This is a genomic window from Pseudomonas sp. Q1 (assembly GCF_009935975.1).
GTDB lineage: Bacteria > Pseudomonadota > Gammaproteobacteria > Pseudomonadales > Pseudomonadaceae > Aquipseudomonas > Aquipseudomonas palleroniana.
In genome coordinates, this window is the sequence record NZ_QODI01000029.1 from 12090 (window position 1) to 34100 (window position 22011).

Consider the following 22011-nt stretch of genomic DNA (forward strand, 5'->3'; position numbering starts at 1 on the left):
AACTCTCGGTGGTGCGGCGTTAATTGAGCTGGAAAGGATAAACCGAGCCCAGTTTAAGGATTTGCGTCAGTTCATCCAGTGCCGTCCGGCACTCAAGCAGCAATTGCGGGTCAGCCAGGTCGGATTCACGCAGGCTGTCGCGGTAGTGCTTGTCGACCCATTGGGTCAGCGTGCCGTACAACGGTGCCGTCATGATAACGCCTGGATTCACCGCCGCCAGTTCCGTTTCATTCAAGGCCACCCGCAAGCGCAGGCACGCCGGGCCACCGCCGTTCTGCATGCTTTGCTTGAGGTCGAAGACTTTCACTTCGCGGATCAACCCACCGGACGCGGTCAAGCCTTGCAGGTACTGCCAGACGCGTTCGTTGGCGCGGCACTCTTCCGGCACGATCAGCAGCATCGAGCCGTCGGCGCGGCTCAGCAATTGGCTGTTGAACAGGTAGGAACGCACAGCATCTTCAACGCTGACCTGGGCCCGGGGTACGCACACCGATTGGAAATTGCCGCCCAGCTTGCCCAATTTGCCCTGCAACTCGGCCAGCATCTGTTCGGTATGGAGGAACGCGTCCTCGTGATAGAACAGCACCTCACCGTTGCCCACCGCGATCACGTCGTTGTGGAACACGCCGGCATCGATCACCGCCGGGTTCTGCTGAGCGTAGACCACGCCGTCATCGCTCAGGCCGTGCAGGCGCGCAACGGCTTGGGACGCTTCAAGCGTCTGGCGCGCCGGGTACTTCTGCGGCGCCGGGTAACGGGTGTCGAACGCACTGCGGCCGAACACAAAGAATTCAACGCCCGCCTCGCCGTACTCGCGGCAGAAGCGCGTGTGGTTGGCCGCGCCTTCATCGCCGAATTGCGCCACTGCCGGCAACGCCGAGTGGTGGGCGAAGTGTTTGGCATCGGCAAACATCGCCCCCAGCACGCGGCTGGTGGTCGGGTGTTCGATACTGCGATGGTATTTGCAGTTGAGGTTGGCGGCGGTGAAATGCACGCGGCCATCGGCCGTATCGGCGCTCGGGCTGACGGTGGCGGCGTTGGCCACCCACATGCTCGACGCGGAGCAGCTTGCGACCAACAACGGCATCGCCTGCTTGGCCGCCTGCTGGATCACTTGCGCATCGGTACCGCTGAAGCCCAGGTTGCGCAAGGCCGCCACGTCAGGGCGCTCCTGTGGCGCCAGCACGCCCTGCACAAAGCCCATGTCCATCAGCGCCTTCATTTTCTGCAGGCCCTGCAACGCCGCTTCCTTCGGGTTCGAAGACTGCTGGCTGTTGCTCTGGGACGCGACGTTGCCGTAGGACAAACCGCCGTAGTTATGGGTCGGCCCCACTAGACCGTCAAAATTGACTTCATAGGATTTCATCGGCGAGGCTCCACGAACATCTGTTTTTATAGGCATCAAATTACTTGAACACACCACAAATCAAGTGTGGGAGCGGGCTTGCTCGCGAATGGGGTGGTTCAGTCACCTGAGATTTCGAATGACACACCGCTTTCGCGAGCCAGCCCGCTCCCGCATTTAGATAAGCGTAATCCCTGGCGTCAGGGTTGCCGGGACCACCAGGCTCGGGGTCTCAAGCGATGCCACCGGGTACGCACAATAATCCGCCGCGTAATACGCACTGGCGCGATGATTGCCCGAAGCCCCTACCCCGCCGAACGGCGCCGTGCTGGCGGCGCCGGTCAGTTGCTTGTTCCAGTTGACGATACCGGCACGGCTCTCCAGCCAGAACTGCTGGTAGCGCGCTTCGGAATCGGACAACAAGCCCGCGGCCAGGCCGTACTGGGTGTTGTTGGCCTCGGCAATCGCCGCGGCGAAATCAACGTAGCGGATCACCTGCAACAGCGGGCCGAACAGTTCCTCGTCCTCACGCTCGGTCACGCCCGTCACGTCGATGATGCCCGGCGTCAGCAAAGCGGCTTGATCCTGCGGCTGGGTCATTTCCAACAGCGCCACGGCGCCATTGGCCAACATCAGCTCCTGGGCGTCCATCAAGGCCTTGGCCGCGCCGAGGGAAATCACCGAGCCCATGAACGGCGCCGGTTGCTGGTCGAACGCGCCGACCTCGATGCTCGAAGCGACCGCCACCAGGCGCGCCAGCAACGCGTCACCCCAGGCACCTTGCGGCACCAGCAAGCGGCGAGCACAGGTGCAGCGCTGGCCGGCAGAGATAAACGCCGACTGGATAATGGTGTAGACCGCCGCATCCACATCGGCCACTTCGTCCACCACCAGTGGGTTATTACCGCCCATTTCCAGGGCCAGGATCTTGTCCGGGCGCCCTGCGAACTGCTGGTGCAAGTGGTTGCCGGTACGACTGGAACCGGTGAAGAACAACCCGTCGATACCGGGGTTGGCCGCCAAGGCGATACCGGTTTCCCGAGCGCCCTGCAGCAGGTTCAGCACGCCCGCCGGCAAACCGGCTTCAATCCAGCATTGCACGGTCAGCTCGGCGACTTTCGGGGTCAACTCGCTCGGTTTGAACAATACGGTGTTACCCGCCAGCAAAGCCGGCACGATATGCCCGTTCGGCAAGTGACCGGGGAAGTTGTAAGGGCCGAACACCGCCACCACGCCGTGTGGCTTGTGGCGCAACACGGCAGTGGCGTCGCCCAGCGGGCCGCTCTTCTCGCCGGTACGCTCGCGGTAGCTCTGCACCGAAATCGCAATCTTGTTGGCCATGCTGGTGACTTCAGTCGCCGATTCCCACAGCGGCTTGCCGGTTTCTTCACCGATGCAGCGGGCGATTTCATCGGCACGACGCTTCAGGGTGGCCGCGAAGGTTTCCAGCACGCCGATGCGCTCTTCCAGCGGGCGCCTGGCCCACTCCGGGAATGCCTGGCGCGCAGCCTGCACGGCGGACTCGACTTGCTCAGCGGTGGCGCCATTGCCGGCCCACAGCACTTGCTGCGTCACCGGGTTGCGCGACTCAAACAGCTCACCCTGGCCGGCCAGCCAGCTACCTGCGATATACAGCGAATTCATTATTTCGACTCCCGAGCAGCAGACAACGGTACGGCGCGCACTTGATCACCCACGACCAGTTGCAGGCGCTTGGCGGTTTGTGGATCGACCACCAGGGTGCCTGCGGCCAAGCGGGCCGGTGCGGCGGTGATGCGGCAATCCTCGCGTTTGCGGTTATGAATCAGGAAAGGCGTGGCGTCGTCCCCTGGCGTGCCGATGGCCAACACCAGCGACTGGCTGTCACGCACCGCACGGATCTTGCTGGTTTCACACTCCACCGCCGGGCCGGCGTCGAAGATGTCGACGTAACCCTGGTAGCTGAAACCTTCGCTCTTGAGCATGCTCAATGCAGGCTCGGTATCCGGATGGACCTTGCCGATCACATTGCGTGCGTCTTCGGACAGGAAGCAGCTGTACAGCGGAAACTTCGGCATCAACTCAGCAATGAACGCCTTGTTGCCCACGCCGGTCAGGTAATCGGCCTGGCTGAATTCCATCTTGAAGAAATGCCGGCCCAGACTCTCCCAGAACGGCGAGCGCCCGGCATCGTTGGACACGCCACGCATCTCGGCGATGATCTTGTTGCCAAACAGTTGCGGGAATTCGGCGATAAACAGCAGGCGCGCCTTGGCCAGCATGCGGCCGTTGAGGCCGGTGCGGTAATCGGCGTGCAAAAACAGCGAGCACAGTTCGGAATTACCGGTAAGGTCGTTGGCCAGGAACAGCGTTGGAATCTCGCGGTAGATATTCAACTCCTGGGAGGCGCTTACAGTCAGGCCCACCCGGAAGTTGTACCAGGGCTCGCGCAGGCCGACGGCGCCGGCAATGGCGGAAATGCCCACCACGCGGCCTTCGTCGTTTTCCAGCACGAACAGGTAATCGGCATCGCCGCGCCCGGCGTCGCCGCGAAAGGTTTTTTCCGCCCAGCCAACCCGATGGGTCAGGCGCTCTTCGTTGGCCGGCAAGGTGGTCAGACCGGTGCCGGTGCTGCGTGCCAGATCAATCAGGGCCGGTAAATCGCTGCTGCGTACGGGACGAACGATCATGCTATCTCCTCGAACGGGCCGCCGTTGTCAGCCACCCGCGAAACTCTGTTTAAACCGGCTCTCAAACCGCAACGAGGCGCACGCTCGCGCCCTCGCCAACACCCAGGGCTTCGGCTGCCGCCAGGTCCAGGGTCACCGGTTTGCCGGGCGCGTAGTCCAACTCCAGCATCACCGCGCGGTAATCCTGCAACTGCGCATTACTCACCAGGTACTGGCGGCCAACACCCTTGGCCATCTCGCCGATCTTGACCGGCACCACACGGCTCTGGGCGATGGAACGAATGCCCGAAACCCGTGCGTGCAACGTCGGGCCGCCGTCGAAGATGTCGATGTAATGATCGGTCTCGAAGCCTTCGCGCATCAGGATGTCGAACGTGATCTGCGCACGCGGGTGCACCTGGCCCATGGCCTCCTGGGCTTCGTCTGGCAGCAATGGCACGTAGATCGGGTAGTGCGGCATCAGCTCGGCCAGGAAGGTGCGGCTTTTAAGCCCGCACAGGCGCTCGGCGGCGGCGTAATTGAGATCGAAGAAGTTGCGCCCGATGGCGTCCCAGAACGGCGAGTCACCGTGTTCGTCGCTGTAGCCGACAATTTCGGTCACCACCGAGTCGGCAAAGCGCTCGGGATGGCTCGCGACGAACAGCAGGCGGCCACGGGAATTGAGTTCCGACCACGGCGAACCGACCAGCTCCGGCACCACGTAGAAACTGGTGAGCAGGCTATTGCCGGTGAGGTCGTGGCACTGGGAAAGCACGTGGATCTTGTTGTGGATCTTCAGCTCGCGCGAGGCGTGAACGAAGGTCTCATTACGAAAGCTGTAGAACGGCTCGGAATAACCCGCCGAGGCGACGATGGCCGAGCAGCCGGCGAGCTTGCCGGTCTCGGTGTCTTCCAGCACGAAGAAATAGCTCTCTTCACCGTTGAAACTCACCTCGGCCGCGAAGGACGCTTCGCTGGCGGCGATCTTGTCGCTCAGGCGTTCCACATCATCCGGCAAGGAGGTGACACCAATCGGGCTGTCCGCAGCCAGACGCTGTACCTCGCCCAGATCAGCCATTTGCGCGGGGCGCATCACCAGCATGGTGTCACTCCTTAACTCGAAAAACTCATAGGAAAAAAATACCGGACAGGTCCGGCTTCAACACAGGTCAACCGGTGGGAGGAGTTCGCCCCCTCCCACATTGGCTCCGGTTCAGCCAATCAGCCTTGGGTCAGTGTTTTTACCGCACGCTCGAAACGATCCAGGCCTTCCTGGATGTCGGCGTCTTCCACCACCAGGCTCGGGGCGAAACGCACTACGTCAGGGCCAGCTTGCAGGATCATCAGGTTTTCTTTCTCGGCCGCGTTGAACACGTCCTTGGCCTTGCCCTTGAAAGCCTCACTCAGTACGCAACCGAGCAGCAGGCCCATGCCACGCACTTCGGTGAAGATGCCGTACTGCTTGCCGATCTGCTCCAGGCGTGCCTTGAACAGCGCATGCTTGGCGTTCACACCGGCCAGCACTTGCGGGGTGTTGATCACATCGATCACCGCTTCCGCCACTGCGCACGCCAGCGGGTTGCCGCCGTAGGTGGTGCCGTGGGTACCGACCACCAGATGCTTGGCCAGCGCTTCGGTGGTGAGCATCGCCGCGATCGGGAACCCTCCGCCCAGGCTCTTGGCGCTGGAGAGGATGTCCGGCGTCACGCCGTAATGCTGGTAAGCGAACAGATGGCCGCTGCGGCCCATGCCGGTTTGCACTTCGTCGAAGACCAGCAGTGCGTTGTGCGCGTCGCACAACTCGCGTGCGCCTTGCAGGTAAGCCAGCTCGGCCGGCAATACGCCGCCTTCGCCCTGGACCGGTTCCAGCACCACGGCGCAGGTCTTGTCCGAAACAGCGGCTTTCAGCGCGGCCAGGTCGTTGTAAGGCACGTGGGTGATGCCGGTGATCTTGGGGCCGAAACCATCGGAGTACTTGGACTGGCCACCGACGTTGACCGTGAACAGGGTACGGCCGTGGAAGCTGTTCAGCGCAGCGATGATCTCGTATTTTTCGCTGCCGAACCGGTCGAACGCGACGCGACGTGCCAGCTTGAACGCGGCCTCGTTGGCCTCGGCGCCGGAGTTGCAGAAGAACACGCGCTCGGCAAAGGTGGCATCGATCAACTTATGCGCCAGGCGCAGGGCCGGCTCATTGGTGAAAACGTTGGAGACGTGCCACAGCTTGTTGGCCTGTTCGGTCAGCGCACCGACCAGCGCCGGGTGGGCGTGGCCCAATACGTTGACCGCGATGCCACCGGCAAAGTCGATCAGCTCGCGACCCGCCTGGTCCCACACGCGCGAACCTTCGCCACGCACAGGAATGAATGCGGCCGGTGCGTAGTTAGGCACCATGACCTGGTCGAAATCGGCACGTTGCACCGGGGCTTGCTCAACGGACATCGGAGTCTCCTGAAGAGGAACGCCTGCCTGAAACTGGCGGGCGATGCAGGGATTGTAAGGACAGTTTTCAGTAGGGCCTTGTCGCCAAGCGACAACTTCTTATAGCGCCAACCCCCGATTTTCGAGGGTTTACCTCAATGCGACAAATAGCGTCGCAATGGCGCAGTTTAAACCGCCCGGCGTGTTTGCGTCAGGGTCAATGGCCGCTCTAATTATCTAGGGCCAAGTGCTCCACACCGGCTGATTTACTGGTGCCCTTTCCATGGCACCAAGAGATTCGCCCCATGAGTACTCCTCCCGAGAGCCATTACGAACGCCTGAAAAATGCTATGCCCCAGTGGCTGGGCCAGGCGAGCGCGGCCAAACATCAGGCTCTGCGCCAAGCCAAGCCGCACCTGGGCAAACCCTTGCAGGCGGCCACAGCCCGACAACAAGCCTTGTTCAAACAAGCCACTGCCCACCATTGGCGCGCACAGAACACCGTCGATGACGCGCTGAAAAACCTGCGAGATCCCAAGGCCTACGCCAGGCCCCTGCTGCAAAACCTGCTGCGTCAACGCTTCGCGCTGAACCTGGACGTCGATGAGGTGTTCATCCGCCTCTATATCCCGCTGACCATTCCCTGGTTTGCGATCCGCTCTGGAGCGGCGCGCACCTGGACGGTGTCACTGCTCGATGCAGCGCTGCATAACTTCGATTACAAGGAAGCAGATGCAGGTTTCTACGAGCCCGACTCGACATTTATCAGCCGCCCCTCGGCCACCGGCCAGTTCACCACCCTGCCCCATATCCGCGACGTCATGTCGATCAACGCGTTTGTACGCCTGTGCCGCGAGTTGAACCTCGGTGCCACGTACGCGCACCACCTGCGCAACGCGCTGGGGTTGAACACTCCGAGCGCCGGCAACAGCCTGGCGCTGAAAGTCGATACCAGCCAGCGCGCAGCCTTGCGCGCCGCACTGCAACTGGCGAACATCCGCGGCGACATCAAGCCGGACTTCGCCCAGGTGATCAGCGCCATGCTCGAAGGCGCCCCGCGCCTGAGCCTTGGGCAACTGCCGGTGCTCTGCCATACGTTCACCCTGTTGCAGACGCCACTGTGCGGCATCCTGCTGTTCGCTCCGGACCTGGAGCAGGCGCGCAGCTCACAACGGATCGTCGCCTACGTGCCGGACGATCCGCAGCACCCACTCAAGGAATACACCTCGCCCCTGGAGTTCAAACGCGAGCTGACCCGCCAACTGCGTAACGAGGACTACCAACTGTTCTTCAGCCGCTTTGTGCCCCATGAGCGTCTCGGTGTTTTTTTCTCCGGCCTGAGCCAGCGTCTGTCGAGCATAAACTGGCACCCACCGGAACCCGGCGCCAAGCATGGCATGTGGCGCAAAGAACCCACCCTCGACCCCAAACTGCAATTTGTCGCAACGCCCATTCCCGACGAGCCTTGGCGTTATCTGTATCGGCAGAAACTCAACAAGATCCTCAATGACGCACGCTCCCAGGCCGTCTCCACCGCCAACGCCGACAGCCAGGCACGCTGGGCCTTGTGGGACTCCTTCGTGGATATCGCCTCAACGATTCTCAACGTCGCACTGCTGGTGGTCACGCCGTTCATTCCCGGGCTGAGCGAATTGATGATGGGGTACATGGCCTATCAACTGCTCACGGACGTCTTCGAAGGCGTGATCGACTGGGCCGAAGGGCTGACGGACGAAGCGCTCACCCACCTGGTCAACGTGGTGCAATCCATTGCGCAATTGGGCGTATTTGCAGCGGGTAGCAGCCTCGCCGGCATCGCGATGGACAAACTGTTATCGGCCGAACAACGGGCCTTCATCGAGCGCTTCAAACCCGTGAGCCTGGCTGATCGTAGCCAGCGCTACTGGCAACCAGACCTCGGCCCGTACCAGCAACACCTCGACATCGCCCCGACGCTGAGCACCGATGAAAAAGGCCTGTACCCTGTGCGCGGTGAGTCAGTGCTGCCCCTGGAGGGCCGGCACTATAAGGTCGAGCCCGCCGACGACGGCCATTACGCAATCAAACACCCGACCCGCGCCGACGCCTATCGCCCCAGGCTGCGGCACAACGGGTCCGGGGCATGGCACACCGAACTCGAACAGCCCCTGGCATGGGATCGCAAGACTCTGTTGCGGCGCCTCGGCCCCATTGCGCAAGGCTTGAGCGAAACCGACTGTGAGCAAGCCTTGCGCATCAGTGGTGTCAGCGAAGACACCCTGCGCAAGATGCATCACAACAGCGAGCCCATCCCGCCGATGCTTGAGGACACCCTGGTGCGGCTGCGCATCGACCGTGAGATCCAACAGTTGATCCAGCGCCTGCGCAGCGATGACCCGGCGCAGTACAACGCCATCGACCCTCAAGAGCAACTGCACTTGATGACCAGCTTCGGTTACTGGCCCAAGGACAAGACTCTGCAACTGCTGAACGCCCGCAACGAAGTGGTCTGGCAGATGGGTGAAAGCGATCAGCCGCTGGTGCAGATTCACGAAGCGCAACTGCAAAATGGTGACTGGCTCAAAACCGTATTGCAGGCCCTGAGCCCCGAGGAACTCAGCCGCCAGTTCGGCGAACGCACCGGCGACCCACAATTGAGCCTGGAGGCCCGCACCCGACACCTGCGCAAAGCCCTCGCCGATATCGCCGAGCGCAAGCGTGCATCGCTGTTCGAATCACGTTACGGCCCCTCGCAGACCGCCAACCACCCAGCGGCCCAGCGCATCCTGGACACCTCGCCCGACCTGCCCGCCAGCGTCGCCCACCACCTGCTGCGCCAGGCCAGCGGCGCGGAACTTGCCCAACTGGACGCCCGCCGTGTCCCGCCACGCCTGGCCGACCTGGCTCGTGCGGCGCTGGACGAGGTACGCGTGACCCGCGCCTACGAAGGCCAGCAACTGGACAGCGTGCAGACCATCGACAGCGACCGCCTGGCCCTGAACGCTCTGCGGCTGCTGCCCGGTTGGTCGGACCAGGTGCGCCTGGTGGCGCGCCATGATTCACCCCGCGGTTCGATCTGGAACGAGGTAGGCGTCGAGGACGCGCCGTTGCGCCGCACATTGGTACGCCGGGATAACGGCCGTTATGTCGCCTATGACGACGACACAGCGCTGTGCGCTGAAACCGACCTGTACAGCGCCATCCTGCACGCCTTGCCCGATCGCCAGCGCGAGGCGCTGGGCATTCAGATTGACCAGGGCGCCGAATTGCAGCAGCGTTTGCGTCGACATCCACTGGCACGCAATGAAGTACGCCGGGTCCTGGCCAGCGGCGCCCCCAAGGAGCCATCGACCGACACCCTCAAGCACCTTGGCAGTGACGATGGTTATCGCGCACATACCCCAAGCCCGAACGCCCCGCTGCTGTACCCGCGCGCCCGGGCACTGTATCCAGCGTTGAGCGACGAGCAGATCGGCGCCCTGCTCGAACACCTGCAAAGGCAGCCCGGCGGTGCATCAGTGCGGCTCACGGCGCTCACCGAGGAATATCAGCAATTGGAAACCGAGCTGCACAACTGGCAGCAAACGGTGCCCACCGAACATCCGCAAACCGGTGCCGCGCTTACGCCGCGCGAGCAAGCCTACGAACGCCAGAATCGCCAGCGCATCGCGCAATTACTCAAGCGTTGCTGGCGCCGAGGCACCGAGCTCGACGATTACTTCGAAGACCCGAGCCGGGACGGCTATATGTTGCGCCTGGATTTTCCGATCATCGGCGAGCTGCCCACACTGAGTGCCAACTTCGAACATGTGTCGTTGCTGTCCATCAACGGCAACGAAGGCACCCAAGGCGTGACCGCCTTTATCAACCAGTTTCCACGGCTGCGGCACCTGGAAGTCAAAGACATCCCCATGGACGATCTGCCGCCTCAACTCAGCAGCCTGCCTCACCTCAACACCCTGGTGCTGTCCAACTGCAACATCACCCTCACGCCTGCCAGCCATGCCCGCCTGGCGAGCATGAGTCACTTGCAGACGCTATCACTCAACGGCAATCCCCTGGGCCTGACGCCCAGCGTTGAGGCGATGCCGGAATTGGTGGCCCTGGACCTTGCCGACACCGGTATCGATCGCCTGCCGCCCGGCTTGCTGACCCGCCCGGAGCTGCAGGCCGCGCTGTTGAACGGCAACCAGATCCGCGACGTACCCGCCGCGCTGTTCGAACTGCCCCCTGAGGCCAGCGTGCACTACGATCTTTCCGACAACCCGCTGTCACGGGCGAACCTGGAGCAGGTCAAGGAGTACTACCAACGCCACGGCACGTTCTGGGAGGTCGATGCTATGCCCGTCGACCTGCAAGATACACAACGGCTTTACCCGTCGATGGACAAGGACGAAGCCACACGCTTCATCTATTCACTCCCCGGTGATATTGAGGCGGGTAAACGCGAGCTGGCGCGCCTGGCTGGAGAACTGGAAACCTTGCAGCAGGAGCTGGGCGCCTGGTCACAGGCCCCCGACCTGACCTCCCTGGAACTGGCGCGCAGAATGGCGCTGCATGTGCAGCTGGAAAAAGCCTGGCGCCGCGAACCCGCCCAGGAAACCCGCCACGTTCGCACCCTCAACATCAGCCAGACCTTGGCCGGTGAATTGCCGCGCCTGAGTGCACGGTTCAAGCACATAGGCTCGTTGATCATGCACGGCAACGGTGGCCCGATGGACGTCGGCGAGTTTCTCCAAAGCTTTCCGGCCCTGGATATCCTCGACATCGAACACGCGACGCTGGAGGACATCCCGCCGCGTATCTTCGAGCTGGAAACACTGACTTTCCTGGGCCTGCCGGACTGCTCGCTCAAGCTCAGCGACACCAGCCGTGCGGCCCTGCAAAACATGAACCGCCTGGAATACCTGGACCTCAGCCAAAACCCCAACCTAGGGCAACTGCCGGAGTTCAAGGCGATGCCGGCACTGTCCAGCGTCCTGCTGAAAAACGTCGGCCTCACGCAAGTGCCCTCCGACCTGCTCATCGACGTGCCGCGCAGCGCGGTCAACCTCAGCGACAACCAGATCACCGAGATGCCGGCGGCGGCTTTCACCCTGCGCGCCGAAGCCGCCAGCGCGTTCGACCTGTCCGGCAACCCGTTATCCAAAGTGACCCTGGAGCAGATCAAGAGTTACTGCCAGCGCACCCAGGAATCCTTCAATGCCACGGCTCCCGAAGCCGAGCGTGTGCGCCTCCAAGAGCTATACCCGACGCTGGTCGAAAGCGAAGCGGACCGTTTTATCTTCCGCCTGCCCGGCGATATGGACGCGATCACCCCGACCCTGGCGCGCCTTGAAGCCGAGTATGCCCAGCTCAATACCGACCTCGATCAATGGGTGCTGGATGTGCCACAGCGCCATCCCGTCGACAACAGCCCGCTCGATGACGCTGCCCGCGCCCACCAACAGTTGCTGCGCGATAATTTCAAAATGCTGGTGGAGCAAGCCTGGCGTCGCGAGAGTGCGGAAGATGAAGAGAGCCTGGTGGATGAATTCACCCATTCATTACTGCTCGACACCCCGGTGATGGGAGAGCTGCCGTCACTGAATGCACGGTTCGAGCATGTGTCGTGGTTTGAATTGACGGGCAACGGCACCACCACCCAGGTTGACGGTACGCTGCGCTGTTTTCCGGCGCTGCAAACCCTGGCACTGAGCCAATGCCCGGTGGGCAGCCTGCCCGAACCGATCTTCAGCATGCCCAAGCTGGCCAGCCTGGAATTGACCCAATGCGGCATCCGCCTGACGCCGTTGTCAGCCCGCTCCTTCAACGACCTGGCGGCGCTGGAGTTCGTCGACATGAGCGATAACCCGCTGGGGGAAACCCCAGACGTCAGCAGCTTGCACAACCTGAGCTCGCTGCACCTGCGCAATGCCGGGCTCAAAGCGATGCCGGAGGGGGTTTTCCAGCTCAAGGCGTTGCACACGCTGGACTTGAGCGGCAACCAGATCGAAGACATCGGCGCGGGTTTGCTGGAGACCGATACGGTGTTTCATGAAGACAGCGACCTGAGTAACAACCCGCTGTCGGCACAGAGCCTTGCGTACCTGCGCGAGTATTACCAACGTACCGGCATTGACTTCAATGTGCCCCAGGCCACGCTGGATGAAACCGGCGCACCACTATCGCCCGCGCAGCCCCGGCCACAGGAGGAATAACCGCCTCTTCGGGCTAGCCAGGGTGAGCCGTGCTTAACCGCGTTCGGACGGTACCGAGGACAATTCGAACGGGCTGCTGCTGCGACGCTGGTTGCGGTCTTCACGCGGGGTCGCGCCAAAGAAGTTGCGGTAGGCGCTGGAGAAATGCGGCCCGGAGGAAAAGCCGCACGACAGGCCGATCTGGATGATCGACTTGCTGGTTTGCATGAGCATCTGGCGGGCCTTGTTCAGGCGCAGTTCCAGGTAGTACTGGCTGGGGACACGATTGAGGTACTGCTTGAAGATGCGTTCGAGTTGTCGTCGCGACACGCAGACGTGCTGGGCAATTTCGTCAGTGGTCAGCGGTTCTTCGATATTGGCTTCCATCAACAGAACCGCCTGGGTCAGCTTGGGATGGCTGGAGCCCAGGCGGTTTTGCAGTGGAATACGCTGGCGCTCGCCGCCTTCGCGGATGCGCTCCACCACCAGTTCCTCGGACACCGCGCCTGCCAGTTCGGCGCCGTGGTCACGGGCCAGCACTGCCAGCAACAGGTCGAGCACCGACATGCCGCCACAGGCGGTCAGGCGGTCGCGGTCCCAGTCGAACAGATGGCTGGTGGCGATGACCTTGGGGAAGCGCTCGGCGAAATCATCCTGCCAGCGCCAATGCACGGCAGCGCGGTAACCGTCGAGCAGGCCGAGCTGGGCCAACGGGTAGACACCCGCCGACAAGCCGCCGATCACGCAGCCTGCGCGCACAAGCTGCTTGAGCGCCGTGCTCAGTTGAGAGGCGATCACCGTCGGCGGCTCGTCCGCCAGCAGGAACAGCTTCTGGAAACCTTCGAGCTTGCCCGCCCAAGCCTCGCCCGGCAATTGCCAGGCGCCGTCGGCAGCCGGTTCCGCGTGCAGGAACGACAGTTCGTAGACCACGTCCGGATGCACCCGTTGGGCAATACGCAAGGCCTCCTCAGCCAGCGCCAGCGTCAGTGCTTTTGTGCTGGGCCAGATCAGGAAACCAATTCGATGGGCAGTCATGGAAGGCTATCCGAAGCGAGTAACAATAATGAAGACAAGGGCCAATGCTAGCCCGGAAACGAACACAAATCTCAAAAACTGATGAAGATCAATGTGGGAGGGGGCTTGCTCCCGATGGCGGTGTGTCAGCCAACAGATTGGTATCTGATTTACCGCCATCGGGAGCAAGCCCCCTCCCACAGGGTAACTATTTCAAGCTGCCGGACAGGAACTGCTGCAAACGCTCCGACTGCGGATTGACCAACACCTCACGCGGGTTGCCGCATTCTTCGACGATGCCTTTGTGCAGGAACACCAACTGGTTCGACACTTCACGAGCAAAGCCCATTTCGTGAGTCACCACCACCATGGTGCGGCCTTCCTGGGCCAGGTCCTGCATCACCTTGAGCACTTCGCCGACCAGTTCCGGGTCAAGCGCCGACGTCGGCTCGTCAAACAACATCACCTCCGGCTCCATCGCCAGGGCACGGGCAATCGCCACGCGCTGCTGCTCGCCGCCGGACATGTGGCCGGGGAATGCATCCTTGCGATGGCCCACACCCACCTTGGCCAGGTAGTGCTCGGCCTTTTCACGCGCTTCTTTCTTCGACACACCCAGCACGTGCACTGGCGCTTCCATCACGTTTTCAATGGCGGTCATGTGCGACCACAGGTTGAAATGCTGGAACACCATGGACAGGCGCGAACGCATGCGTTGCAGTTGCTTGGGGTCGGCGGCCTTCATGGCGCCGTCCTTGCCGGCGACCAGCTTCAGCTCTTCGTTGTTGAGCAGGATCTTGCCGGCGTGGGGTTGCTCGAGCAGGTTGATGCAGCGCAAAAAGGTACTTTTGCCCGAACCACTGGAACCGATGATGCTGATCACATCACCGGCCGCGGCGGCCAGGGACACACCTTTGAGCACTTCATGACTGCCATAGCGTTTATGCAGGTCTTGGACTTCAAGTTTGTACATGCGGTCGGTTCTCACAAAAACAGGTGGTCAGTCGTTGAGCAAGCGCCCGTGACGCAGCGCTTCGCGCCCCGCCACCTTGGCCAGCCAGAAACCCGCTTGGGCATAACGTAGCCGTTCAACGGCAAACAACACCCCGGACGTGCCCGCGCAAACAATACTCACGCGGTCGGTCAGGGGATCAATCACTTCAAAAATCGGTTCGCCGGTTTCCACCCAGTCGCCGGCTTTGCGCAGGTAACTGATCACTCCGGCGTGGGGTGCAAACAACAACTCGGTGCCTTCGAAAGGCACGCCTTCGCACGGTTCGTACTGTGGCGCGGGCCACTGCCCCTTGATCAGGCCCTGTTCAGCGAGAAACGCAAGGATGCCTTCGGCATGGAAGATGGCTTCGTCACGGCCGGTATCGGCCTGGCCGCCCAGCTCCAGCGTCGTCGCCAGGCACGCCAGCGGGATCTGCGCCTCAGGGAACAAGCGGGACAGGCGCAGCCACGGCAGCGAACAGGCTTCATCAAACGAGCTGCCGCCGGAATCCTCGGCCAGCAGGCCGACTTTCACATTCAAGTGCGCCGACAACGAACGCCACTGCGGCCAGTGTTGGGGCAGCGCATACATGTGCAACGCCGCCTCCGCATCGCAGTGCAGGTCCAGGACCACATCGGCGGTGCAGGCATGGCTGAGCAAGAGGCGCTGCATGCCTTGCAGCTGGCTGCTCGGTGCCGGCAGGGCGTCGAGTGCATCGGTCATCGCCTGGCGAATCATGCGCACATTGGCGTGAGGGTCATCGCCCAGCTTGCCGGCGAGCAAAGCGGCGACCGGCTCGCTCAACTCGACGAAATCGCGGTTGAAATTCTTGCCGCTGCCCACCTCGAAACGGCCCTGGTGAGCACCTTGCAACAGTTGCCCCAGGCCCATCGGGTTGGCCACCGGCACCAGCTCGATCACACCGTTGAGGGCGCCCTGGCGCTCCAGTTCGATGAGACGCTTTTTCAACTCCCAGGCGGCGCGCATGCCCGGCAACTCGTCGGCGTGCAGGCTGGCCTGGATATACGCCTTGCGCTCGCCGCTGCCGAAACGGAAGACGCTCAGTTGGCGCTCGCAACCCAGGTGGCCCCAGGGCAACAGGTGATCGATACGTTCCATCTCAATGCTTCCTTGGAGCCAGGTAGCTCAGCCAGCGGCGCTCGGCCAACTTGAACAGGCGCACCAGGATGAAGGTCAGGCACAGGTAGAACGCGCCGGCCGTGATATAGGCTTCGAACGGCAGGTAGAACTGGGCGTTCACCGTGCGCGCGGCACCGGTGATGTCGATCAGCGTGACGATGGACGCAAGGCTGGTGGTCTGCAGCATCATGATCACTTCGTTGCTGTACTGCGGCAGTGCACGACGCAGGGCCGACGGCAGCAGGATGCGGCGGTACAGTTTAGAGCGCGACATGCCCATGGCCTTGGCCGCTTCGATCTCGCCATTGGGCGTGGCCTTGAGGCTGCCAGCGATGATTTCGGCAGTGTAGGCGCTGGTGTTGATCGCAAACGCCAGGCACGCGCAGAACGTGGCGCTGGACAGCAGCGGCCAGAGGAAGCTTTCGCGTACGGCGTCGAACTGCGCCAGACCGTAGTAGATCAGGAACAGCTGCACCAGCATGGGCGTGCCGCGAATGACATAGGTGTAGAGCCACGCCGCGCCGTTGACGATCGGCTGCTTGGACACCCGCATCAAGCCCAGCGGCAAGGCGGCGAGCAGGCCGAAAAACAGCGAGATGGCGAGCAATTTCAGGGTGGTGACCAAACCGCCGAGGTACAGCGGCATGGCCTCCCAGATGACGTTGTAGTCGAAGATCATAGATCAGCCGCCCTTACGCCTACCGAGTAGCGCTTCTCAAGATGACGCAAGGCCAGCAACGACACGCTGGTGATCACCAGGTACATCGCCGCCACTGCGAGGAAGAAGGTAAAAGGTTCGCGGGTGGCGTCTGCCGCCTGCTTGGCCTTGAACATCATGTCTTGCAGGCCCACCACCGAAATCAGCGCAGTGGCCTTGGTGAGTACCAGCCAGTTGTTGGTGAAGCCGGGGATCGCCAGCCGGATCATCTGCGGCACCATCACCCGGAAAAACACCTGGAAGCTGCTCATGCCATACGCCAGACCGGCCTCGGCCTGCCCCTTGGGAATGGCCATGAAGGCACCGCGGAAGGTTTCCGACAGGTAGGCGCCAAAGATGAAGCCCAGGGTGCCGATACCGGCCGCCAAGGGGTTCAAGTCAATATAGTCGTCGTAGCCGAGCATCGGCGCGACGCGGTTAAGCAGGTCCTGACCGCCGTAGAAAATCAGCAGGATCAGCACCAGGTCGGGAATCCCACGGATGACCGTAGAGTACAAGTCACCCAGCCAGGCCAACCAGCGCACCGGCGACAGGCGCAACGCGACCCCGATCAGACCCAGAACAATGGCCAAGGCCATGGACGACAAGGCGAGCTGAAGCGTCAACCATGCGCCATCGAGGATGACGGCCCCGTAGCCTTTCAACATGATTCAGGTCCTCGAAAAGGGGGATGAAAAAATGGCGCAAACCGCAGGAATTCTGTTGCTTGCGCCATTCTGGACAGACAGCTGCGACGAGTTATTTAGGGTCAGCGCCGTAAATATCGAAGTCGAAGTATTTGTCCTGGATTTTCTTGTATTCGCCGTTGGCACGGATCGCTGCGATGGCCGCGTTGATCTTGTCCAGCTCGGCCTTGTCGCCTTTGCGTACAGCGATGCCGATGCCGTCGCCGAAGTACTTGGCGTCGGTGAACTGTGGGCCTACGAACGCGTAGCCTTTACCGGCCGGGGTTTTCAGGAAGCCGTCCTGCAGCAGGGTGGCGTCAGCCACGGTGCCGTCGAGGCGACCTGCTTCCACGTCCAGGTAGATTTCGTTCTGCGAGCTGTAAGGCACAACCGTGGCGCCTTTAGGGGCCAGGACTTCCTTGGCGAAGCGATCGTGGATCGAACCGCGTTGCACGCCGATTTTCTTGCCTTTCAATTCATCCAGGCTGTCGCTGACCGTGGTGCCTTCCTTCATCACCAGCTGCGCTGGGCTCAGGTAGTAGCGGTTGGTGAAGTCCACGGACTTCTTGCGATCGTCAGTGATGGACATGGACGACAGGATCGCGTCGATCTTGCGCACTTTCAATGCCGGGATCAGGCCGTCGAACTCTTGCTCGACCCACACGCACTTGACCTTCATCTCTTCGCACAGGGCGTTGCCGATGTCGTAGTCAAAACCCACGATGTTGCCATCCGGCGCCTTCGAGGCAAACGGAGGGTAAGCCGCTTCGATACCAATCTTCAGGGGCTTTTCATCAGCGAAGGCCTGCATGGACAGCACGGACAGCGCCAGGGCGCCCAACAGCACAAGTTTCTTCATCTTGGGACTCCATCGGTATAGGGCAAAAAGCAGTATGAGCCAGGGCCCACGATGCGACTTAAGTGAAACCGAATAGCGGTGCTGCGCCCTACGCGGTGTAAACCTGCGACGACGAGCGAGTGATCGGCATTCTAACGACAGGCCGGAAGCCGATATTTCCTCAATGCGACAACAATTTACAGAAGCACCGAGAAAGCGGTTCCAGCACATTGACAGCCTCTGTTTTTTATGCAGAGACAAAAGATATTAAACCTGTTGATGCTGCAAGTTGCGGGCCTATTATTCGCAAACCCTTCTAGCACGGCAAGTCTGGCGTTTAATCTTATTTCCTGGGGTGTCTAAAACGCGGTTTTTCGGGGCATTGGCGTAGCACATTGCCCCAGGTTTGGGCGGCAGGTTACACATCCAGGTGCGACGGTAACATTCAGAAACGTCCTACGAGAGAAACCGATATTTATTGAACTCCACCCGATCGTCCCCACGCTCCGCGTGGGAACGCCTCCTGTGACGCTCCGCGTCACGCCCTCAAGAGCAGACGCAGAGCGTCCAGGGCTGCATTCCCACGCAGAGCGTGGGAACGATCCACCCATGTAAAAAGCCCCACTCGGCTCACACCGAATGGGGCTTTGTCCAACCTGCCTCGCCTTACGCGGCGTTCATGGTCTTGTGGGTTTCAATCAAATGCGCCACCACGCCTGGATCCGCCAGCGTGGAGATATCGCCCAGCCCGTCATACTCAGCCGTGGCGATCTTGCGCAGGATACGCCGCATGATTTTGCCTGAACGCGTCTTCGGCAAGCCTGGCGCCCACTGGATCACATCCGGCGATGCAATCGGCCCGATCTCCTTGCGCACCCAGTTTTTCAACTCCAGGCGCAACGCTTCAGTCGGCTCTTCGCCATTCTTGAGGGTGACATACACGTAGATGCCCTGCCCCTTGATGTCATGGGGCACACCCACTACCGCCGCTTCCGCGACTTTAGGGTGGGCAACCATGGCGCTTTCGATCTCGGCGGTGCCCATGCGGTGGCCGGACACGTTCAACACGTCATCCACGCGCCCGGTGATCCACCAGTAGCCGTCTTCATCGCGACGGGCGCCGTCACCGGTGAAGTACATGCCACGGAAGGTCTTGAAGTAGGTGTCGACAAAACGGTCATGGTCGCCGTACAGCGTACGCGCCTGGCCCGGCCACGAATCGAGGATCACCAGGTTGCCTTCGGCAGCCCCCTCGATGATGTTGCCCAGGTTGTCCACCAACGCCGGCACCACACCAAAGAACGGACGCGCCGCCGAACCCGGCTTGAGCGCGTGGGCACCCGGCAGCGGGCTCATCAGGGTGGCGCCGGTCTCGGTTTGCCACCAGGTATCGACAATCGGGCAACGGGATTGGCCGACGTTCTTGTAGTACCAGTCCCACGCTTCAGGGTTGATCGGCTCACCCACCGAACCGAGCAGGCGCAGGCTGCTGCCATCGACACCTTCGCAGGCCGCGGTGCCGGAGGCCATCATGGCGCGGATTGCGGTCGGCGCGGTGTAGAGGATGTTGACCTTGTGCTTGTCGACGATCTTGCCCACCCGGGTAATGTCCGGGTAGTTCGGCACGCCTTCGAACAGCAAGGTGGTCGCGCCATTGGCCAGCGGGCCATAGACAATATAAGTGTGGCCCGTAACCCAGCCGACGTCGGCGGTGCACCAGTAGATTTCACCCGGGCGGTAGTCGAACACGCGCTCGTGGGTCAGGGCGGCGTAGAGCAGGTAGCCGCCGGTGGTGTGCTGCACGCCCTTCGGCTTGCCGGTGGAACCCGAGGTGTAGAGGATGAACAGCGCTTCTTCGGCGCCCATCTCCTTGGGCGCACACACGGTGCCGGCCACTTTCATCAGGTCTTCGTACCAGATGTCGCGATGCTGGTTCCACTTGATCGCGCCATTGGTGCGCTTGCACACGATGACCTTCTGGATGCTGTTGGTTTCCGGGTTGGTCAGGGCGTCGTCGACGTTGGCCTTCAGCGGAATCTTCTTACCGGCACGAATGCCTTCGTCGGCAGTGATCACTACCTTCGAGCGACAGTCGATAATGCGACCGGCCAGGGCTTCCGGGGAGAAACCGCCGAAGACCACCGAGTGAATCGCACCGATGCGGGTACACGCCAGCATGGCGACCACGGCCTCGGGGATCATTGGCATATAGATAGTCACCACGTCGCCGCGGTGTACATCCTGGCCGCGCAGGGCGTTGGCGAACTTGCAGACTTGTTCATGCAGCTCGCGGTAGGTGATGGTGCGGCTCTCGGAAGGGTCATCGCCCTCCCAGATGATCGCTGCCTGGTCGCCACGCTCGGCAAGGTGACGGTCCAGGCAGTTGTAGGAAACGTTCAGGGTGCCATCGGCAAACCATTTGATGTCGACATGGTGGTCGTCGAAAGAGGTCTGCTTCACCGCGGTGAAAGGCTTGACCCAGTCAAGACGTTTGGCTTGCTCGCGCCAGAAGCCATCGGGGTTGACCACCGACTGCTGGTACATGGCCTTGTAGGTCGCCTCGTCGGTCAGCGTATTGGCTGCTACTTCGGGGCGAACGGGGTACAGGGAAGCCGCACTCATCTTTCTTACCTCGGTGACAATCGTTGTTTTTGTATGGCCCCTGTTTTAGCCGGGGCCGGTCTATAGAACCATTCGACGATGGTAGTAACAAGCCCCTACAAATTGCCCTGATATGCCGATTTGCCGCTCTGGCCCGCGCCCTGCGGCGCTTTCACGGTTTGTGAAAAAACCTTTACCACGGGATTGTTACAAAAACCGCCAAAAGTGTTTATCAAAACCACGGGTATATGAATATAACCCGCAAGCCTAAAATCAACTTCGCCAACCAAGGCGCTGTGCTCGACACAGCAGTGATTAACAACGCAACAGCCCCCACGAAGGCAACGTTAATCCGAACTTCCAACTTTTAAGTTACACACGCGGCCTCACAAGGGCCCCGTGACCCCTTTCGCCCTGAAGAAGGTAAATGAAGAAATGAAAGTGTTCGCAGTCATGGCTCTCAGCAGCTTGTTCGCCACCGCCGCCCTCGCCGACGAGGCCCCGACAGAACTGGCCAGCCAGAATGCTCCCATTGTTGAGGATTACACCTACAGCACCCACTTGGACGTGGCAAAAGTATTGTCCATGAGCAATATCCCGGAAGTCTGTGAAGTTGTACCGGTAAAAATGGAATATGAAGACTCGCAAGGTCAACGGCACATTCTGAACTATCAAGTCATGGGTAACGGCTGCTCTAACGGGTAATAACTTCTTTAATTAGATTCAATCCCGGATCTTGGTCGCCGCAAGAAATCATTCTTGCGGCCAAGAACCCATCGCTGCCGCACCACCATCAACCTGTGGGAGGGGACTTGCTCCCGATGACCTGAGCCGCCACACCCACCTTACAAAGCCCTACCCTGCCCTACCTGCCCCCGCTTACAAAAGCCCCTCACCGCCCGTCAAAAAAATCCAATCCCGGCAAAGCCTTGCAAACACACGCTTTGGCCGCAGACCACGGCATTTTGGTGCCCCCAAGTGACCATCCGCCGCAACACAAAGCCGAATTTTTCCCTATAATGCGCGGGTAAATCGGGCCTGCAATATCCCTTTACACAGGGATGAAGAGCCAGACCTGAGGCCTCCCCTGGAGCAAGCATCTGTCGCTCCACGCCTCAAGCCTCACGCAGAGCACCCGAACACCTGATTGCGTTTAATGCGTGCGCTAGCTGCAACAAACGATTCCTTAAGATCCACCGCGGCCTCTGGGCCGTGTGAACACCCAACCATCCGGTTTCACACGGGCACTTTGAGCCCTCACGCAGGAGACGACACGTCATGCTGAGCTGGGACGAATTCGACAAAGAAGAAGACGGCGAAGTCGCCGCCAAAGGCGCCAACGCCGGCCACGCCACCGAAGCCAACATGGACCGCCTCGACGGCGCCGGCGCTGCCGCCGCGGTTGAAGCCCGCGCCGTCACCGCCAGTGACTCCGCCGCCATCGTGCGCGCCAAGGCCGCCCTCGACAA

At 61.3% G+C, this 22011-nt stretch carries 14 protein-coding genes and 1 pseudogene; 3 read left to right on the forward strand and 12 right to left on the reverse strand.

Annotated features, from left to right (window positions below; translation table 11 throughout):
* Positions 1-19: 19 nt before the first annotated feature.
* The 5 genes from astB to DK870_RS28450 form a co-directional block, all read right to left on the reverse strand.
* Positions 20-1366 (reverse strand): N-succinylarginine dihydrolase, encoded by a 1347-nt coding sequence (gene astB, locus DK870_RS28430; RefSeq protein ID WP_060757325.1) that lies wholly within the window; start codon positions 1364-1366, stop codon positions 20-22.
* A gap of 156 nt (positions 1367-1522) precedes the next feature.
* The gene (gene astD, locus DK870_RS28435) at positions 1523-2992 is read right to left on the reverse strand and encodes a succinylglutamate-semialdehyde dehydrogenase (protein ID WP_161550356.1); all 1470 of its coding nucleotides are present in this window, start codon (positions 2990-2992) and stop codon (positions 1523-1525) included.
* Entirely contained in the window at positions 2989-4014 is a 1026-nt protein-coding gene (gene astA / locus DK870_RS28440) for an arginine N-succinyltransferase (protein WP_060757323.1), read from the reverse strand. Before astA ends, astD begins: the two co-directional genes overlap by 4 nt.
* Before the next feature lie 61 nt (positions 4015-4075).
* Positions 4076-5095 carry an arginine/ornithine succinyltransferase subunit alpha gene (aruF, locus tag DK870_RS28445; RefSeq protein WP_060757322.1) on the reverse strand — a complete coding sequence of 340 codons (1020 nt, stop codon included), beginning with the start codon at positions 5093-5095 and terminating at the stop codon, positions 4076-4078.
* A gap of 119 nt (positions 5096-5214) precedes the next feature.
* Entirely contained in the window at positions 5215-6435 is a 1221-nt protein-coding gene (locus DK870_RS28450) for an aspartate aminotransferase family protein (protein ID WP_060757321.1), read from the reverse strand.
* Between the two features lie 284 nt (positions 6436-6719).
* Here DK870_RS28450 and DK870_RS28455 point away from each other — a divergent pair, with 284 nt between their 5' ends.
* Positions 6720-12593 carry a dermonecrotic toxin domain-containing protein gene (locus tag DK870_RS28455; RefSeq protein ID WP_161550353.1) on the forward strand — a complete coding sequence of 1958 codons (5874 nt, stop codon included), beginning with the start codon at positions 6720-6722 and terminating at the stop codon, positions 12591-12593.
* Positions 12594-12626: 33 nt separating this feature from the next.
* Here the strand turns inward: DK870_RS28455 and argR are convergent, their stop codons facing one another.
* From argR to acs, 7 genes are all read right to left on the reverse strand, one after another.
* Positions 12627-13607: a transcriptional regulator ArgR gene (argR, locus tag DK870_RS28460; protein ID WP_060757319.1), complete on the reverse strand. Its 981-nt coding sequence runs from the start codon at positions 13605-13607 to the stop codon at positions 12627-12629.
* Positions 13608-13794: 187 nt separating this feature from the next.
* Complete coding sequence (locus DK870_RS28465) at positions 13795-14559, reverse strand: ABC transporter ATP-binding protein (protein WP_060757318.1); 765 nt, start codon at positions 14557-14559, stop codon at positions 13795-13797.
* A 27-nt stretch (positions 14560-14586) separates the two neighbouring features.
* Positions 14587-15699 carry a succinylglutamate desuccinylase/aspartoacylase family protein gene (locus DK870_RS28470; RefSeq protein ID WP_161550354.1) on the reverse strand — a complete coding sequence of 371 codons (1113 nt, stop codon included), beginning with the start codon at positions 15697-15699 and terminating at the stop codon, positions 14587-14589.
* Between the two features lies 1 nt (position 15700).
* Positions 15701-16399 (reverse strand): ABC transporter permease, encoded by a 699-nt coding sequence (locus DK870_RS28475; protein ID WP_161550355.1) that lies wholly within the window; start codon positions 16397-16399, stop codon positions 15701-15703.
* Entirely contained in the window at positions 16396-17085 is a 690-nt protein-coding gene (locus DK870_RS28480) for an ABC transporter permease (RefSeq protein WP_010208305.1), read from the reverse strand. The genes DK870_RS28475 and DK870_RS28480 overlap by 4 nt, the downstream gene beginning before the upstream one ends.
* A 91-nt stretch (positions 17086-17176) precedes the next feature.
* Positions 17177-17962: an ABC transporter substrate-binding protein gene (locus DK870_RS28485; protein ID WP_060757315.1), complete on the reverse strand. Its 786-nt coding sequence runs from the start codon at positions 17960-17962 to the stop codon at positions 17177-17179.
* A gap of 645 nt (positions 17963-18607) precedes the next feature.
* Positions 18608-20563 carry an acetate--CoA ligase gene (gene acs / locus DK870_RS28490; RefSeq protein ID WP_060757314.1) on the reverse strand — a complete coding sequence of 652 codons (1956 nt, stop codon included), beginning with the start codon at positions 20561-20563 and terminating at the stop codon, positions 18608-18610.
* Between the two features lie 414 nt (positions 20564-20977).
* Here acs and DK870_RS28495 point away from each other — a divergent pair, with 414 nt between their 5' ends.
* Both DK870_RS28495 and DK870_RS28500 read left to right on the forward strand, forming a co-directional pair.
* Positions 20978-21247: a DUF2790 domain-containing protein gene (locus DK870_RS28495; protein WP_060757313.1), complete on the forward strand. Its 270-nt coding sequence runs from the start codon at positions 20978-20980 to the stop codon at positions 21245-21247.
* 573 nt (positions 21248-21820) lie between these two features.
* Positions 21821-22011, forward strand: a pseudogene (locus DK870_RS28500) (ribonucleotide-diphosphate reductase subunit beta); the annotation flags it as partial.

Bases quoted from the DNA above. Each gene is read 5' to 3' on its own strand.
- astB (WP_060757325.1), bottom strand. From the start codon at position 1,366: ATGAAATCCTATGAAGTCAATTTTGACGGTCTAGTGGGGCCGACCCAT.
- astA (WP_060757323.1), bottom strand. From the start codon at position 4,014: ATGATCGTTCGTCCCGTACGCAGCAGCGATTTACCGGCCCTGATTGAT.
- aruF (WP_060757322.1), bottom strand. From the start codon at position 5,095: ATGCTGGTGATGCGCCCCGCGCAAATGGCTGATCTGGGCGAGGTACAG.
- DK870_RS28450 (WP_060757321.1), bottom strand. From the start codon at position 6,435: ATGTCCGTTGAGCAAGCCCCGGTGCAACGTGCCGATTTCGACCAGGTC.
- DK870_RS28455 (WP_161550353.1), top strand. From the start codon at position 6,720: ATGAGTACTCCTCCCGAGAGCCATTACGAACGCCTGAAAAATGCTATG.
- argR (WP_060757319.1), bottom strand. From the start codon at position 13,607: ATGACTGCCCATCGAATTGGTTTCCTGATCTGGCCCAGCACAAAAGCA.
- DK870_RS28465 (WP_060757318.1), bottom strand. From the start codon at position 14,559: ATGTACAAACTTGAAGTCCAAGACCTGCATAAACGCTATGGCAGTCAT.
- DK870_RS28470 (WP_161550354.1), bottom strand. From the start codon at position 15,699: ATGGAACGTATCGATCACCTGTTGCCCTGGGGCCACCTGGGTTGCGAG.
- DK870_RS28475 (WP_161550355.1), bottom strand. From the start codon at position 16,399: ATGATCTTCGACTACAACGTCATCTGGGAGGCCATGCCGCTGTACCTC.
- DK870_RS28480 (WP_010208305.1), bottom strand. From the start codon at position 17,085: ATGTTGAAAGGCTACGGGGCCGTCATCCTCGATGGCGCATGGTTGACG.
- DK870_RS28485 (WP_060757315.1), bottom strand. From the start codon at position 17,962: ATGAAGAAACTTGTGCTGTTGGGCGCCCTGGCGCTGTCCGTGCTGTCC.
- acs (WP_060757314.1), bottom strand. From the start codon at position 20,563: ATGAGTGCGGCTTCCCTGTACCCCGTTCGCCCCGAAGTAGCAGCCAAT.
- DK870_RS28495 (WP_060757313.1), top strand. From the start codon at position 20,978: ATGAAAGTGTTCGCAGTCATGGCTCTCAGCAGCTTGTTCGCCACCGCC.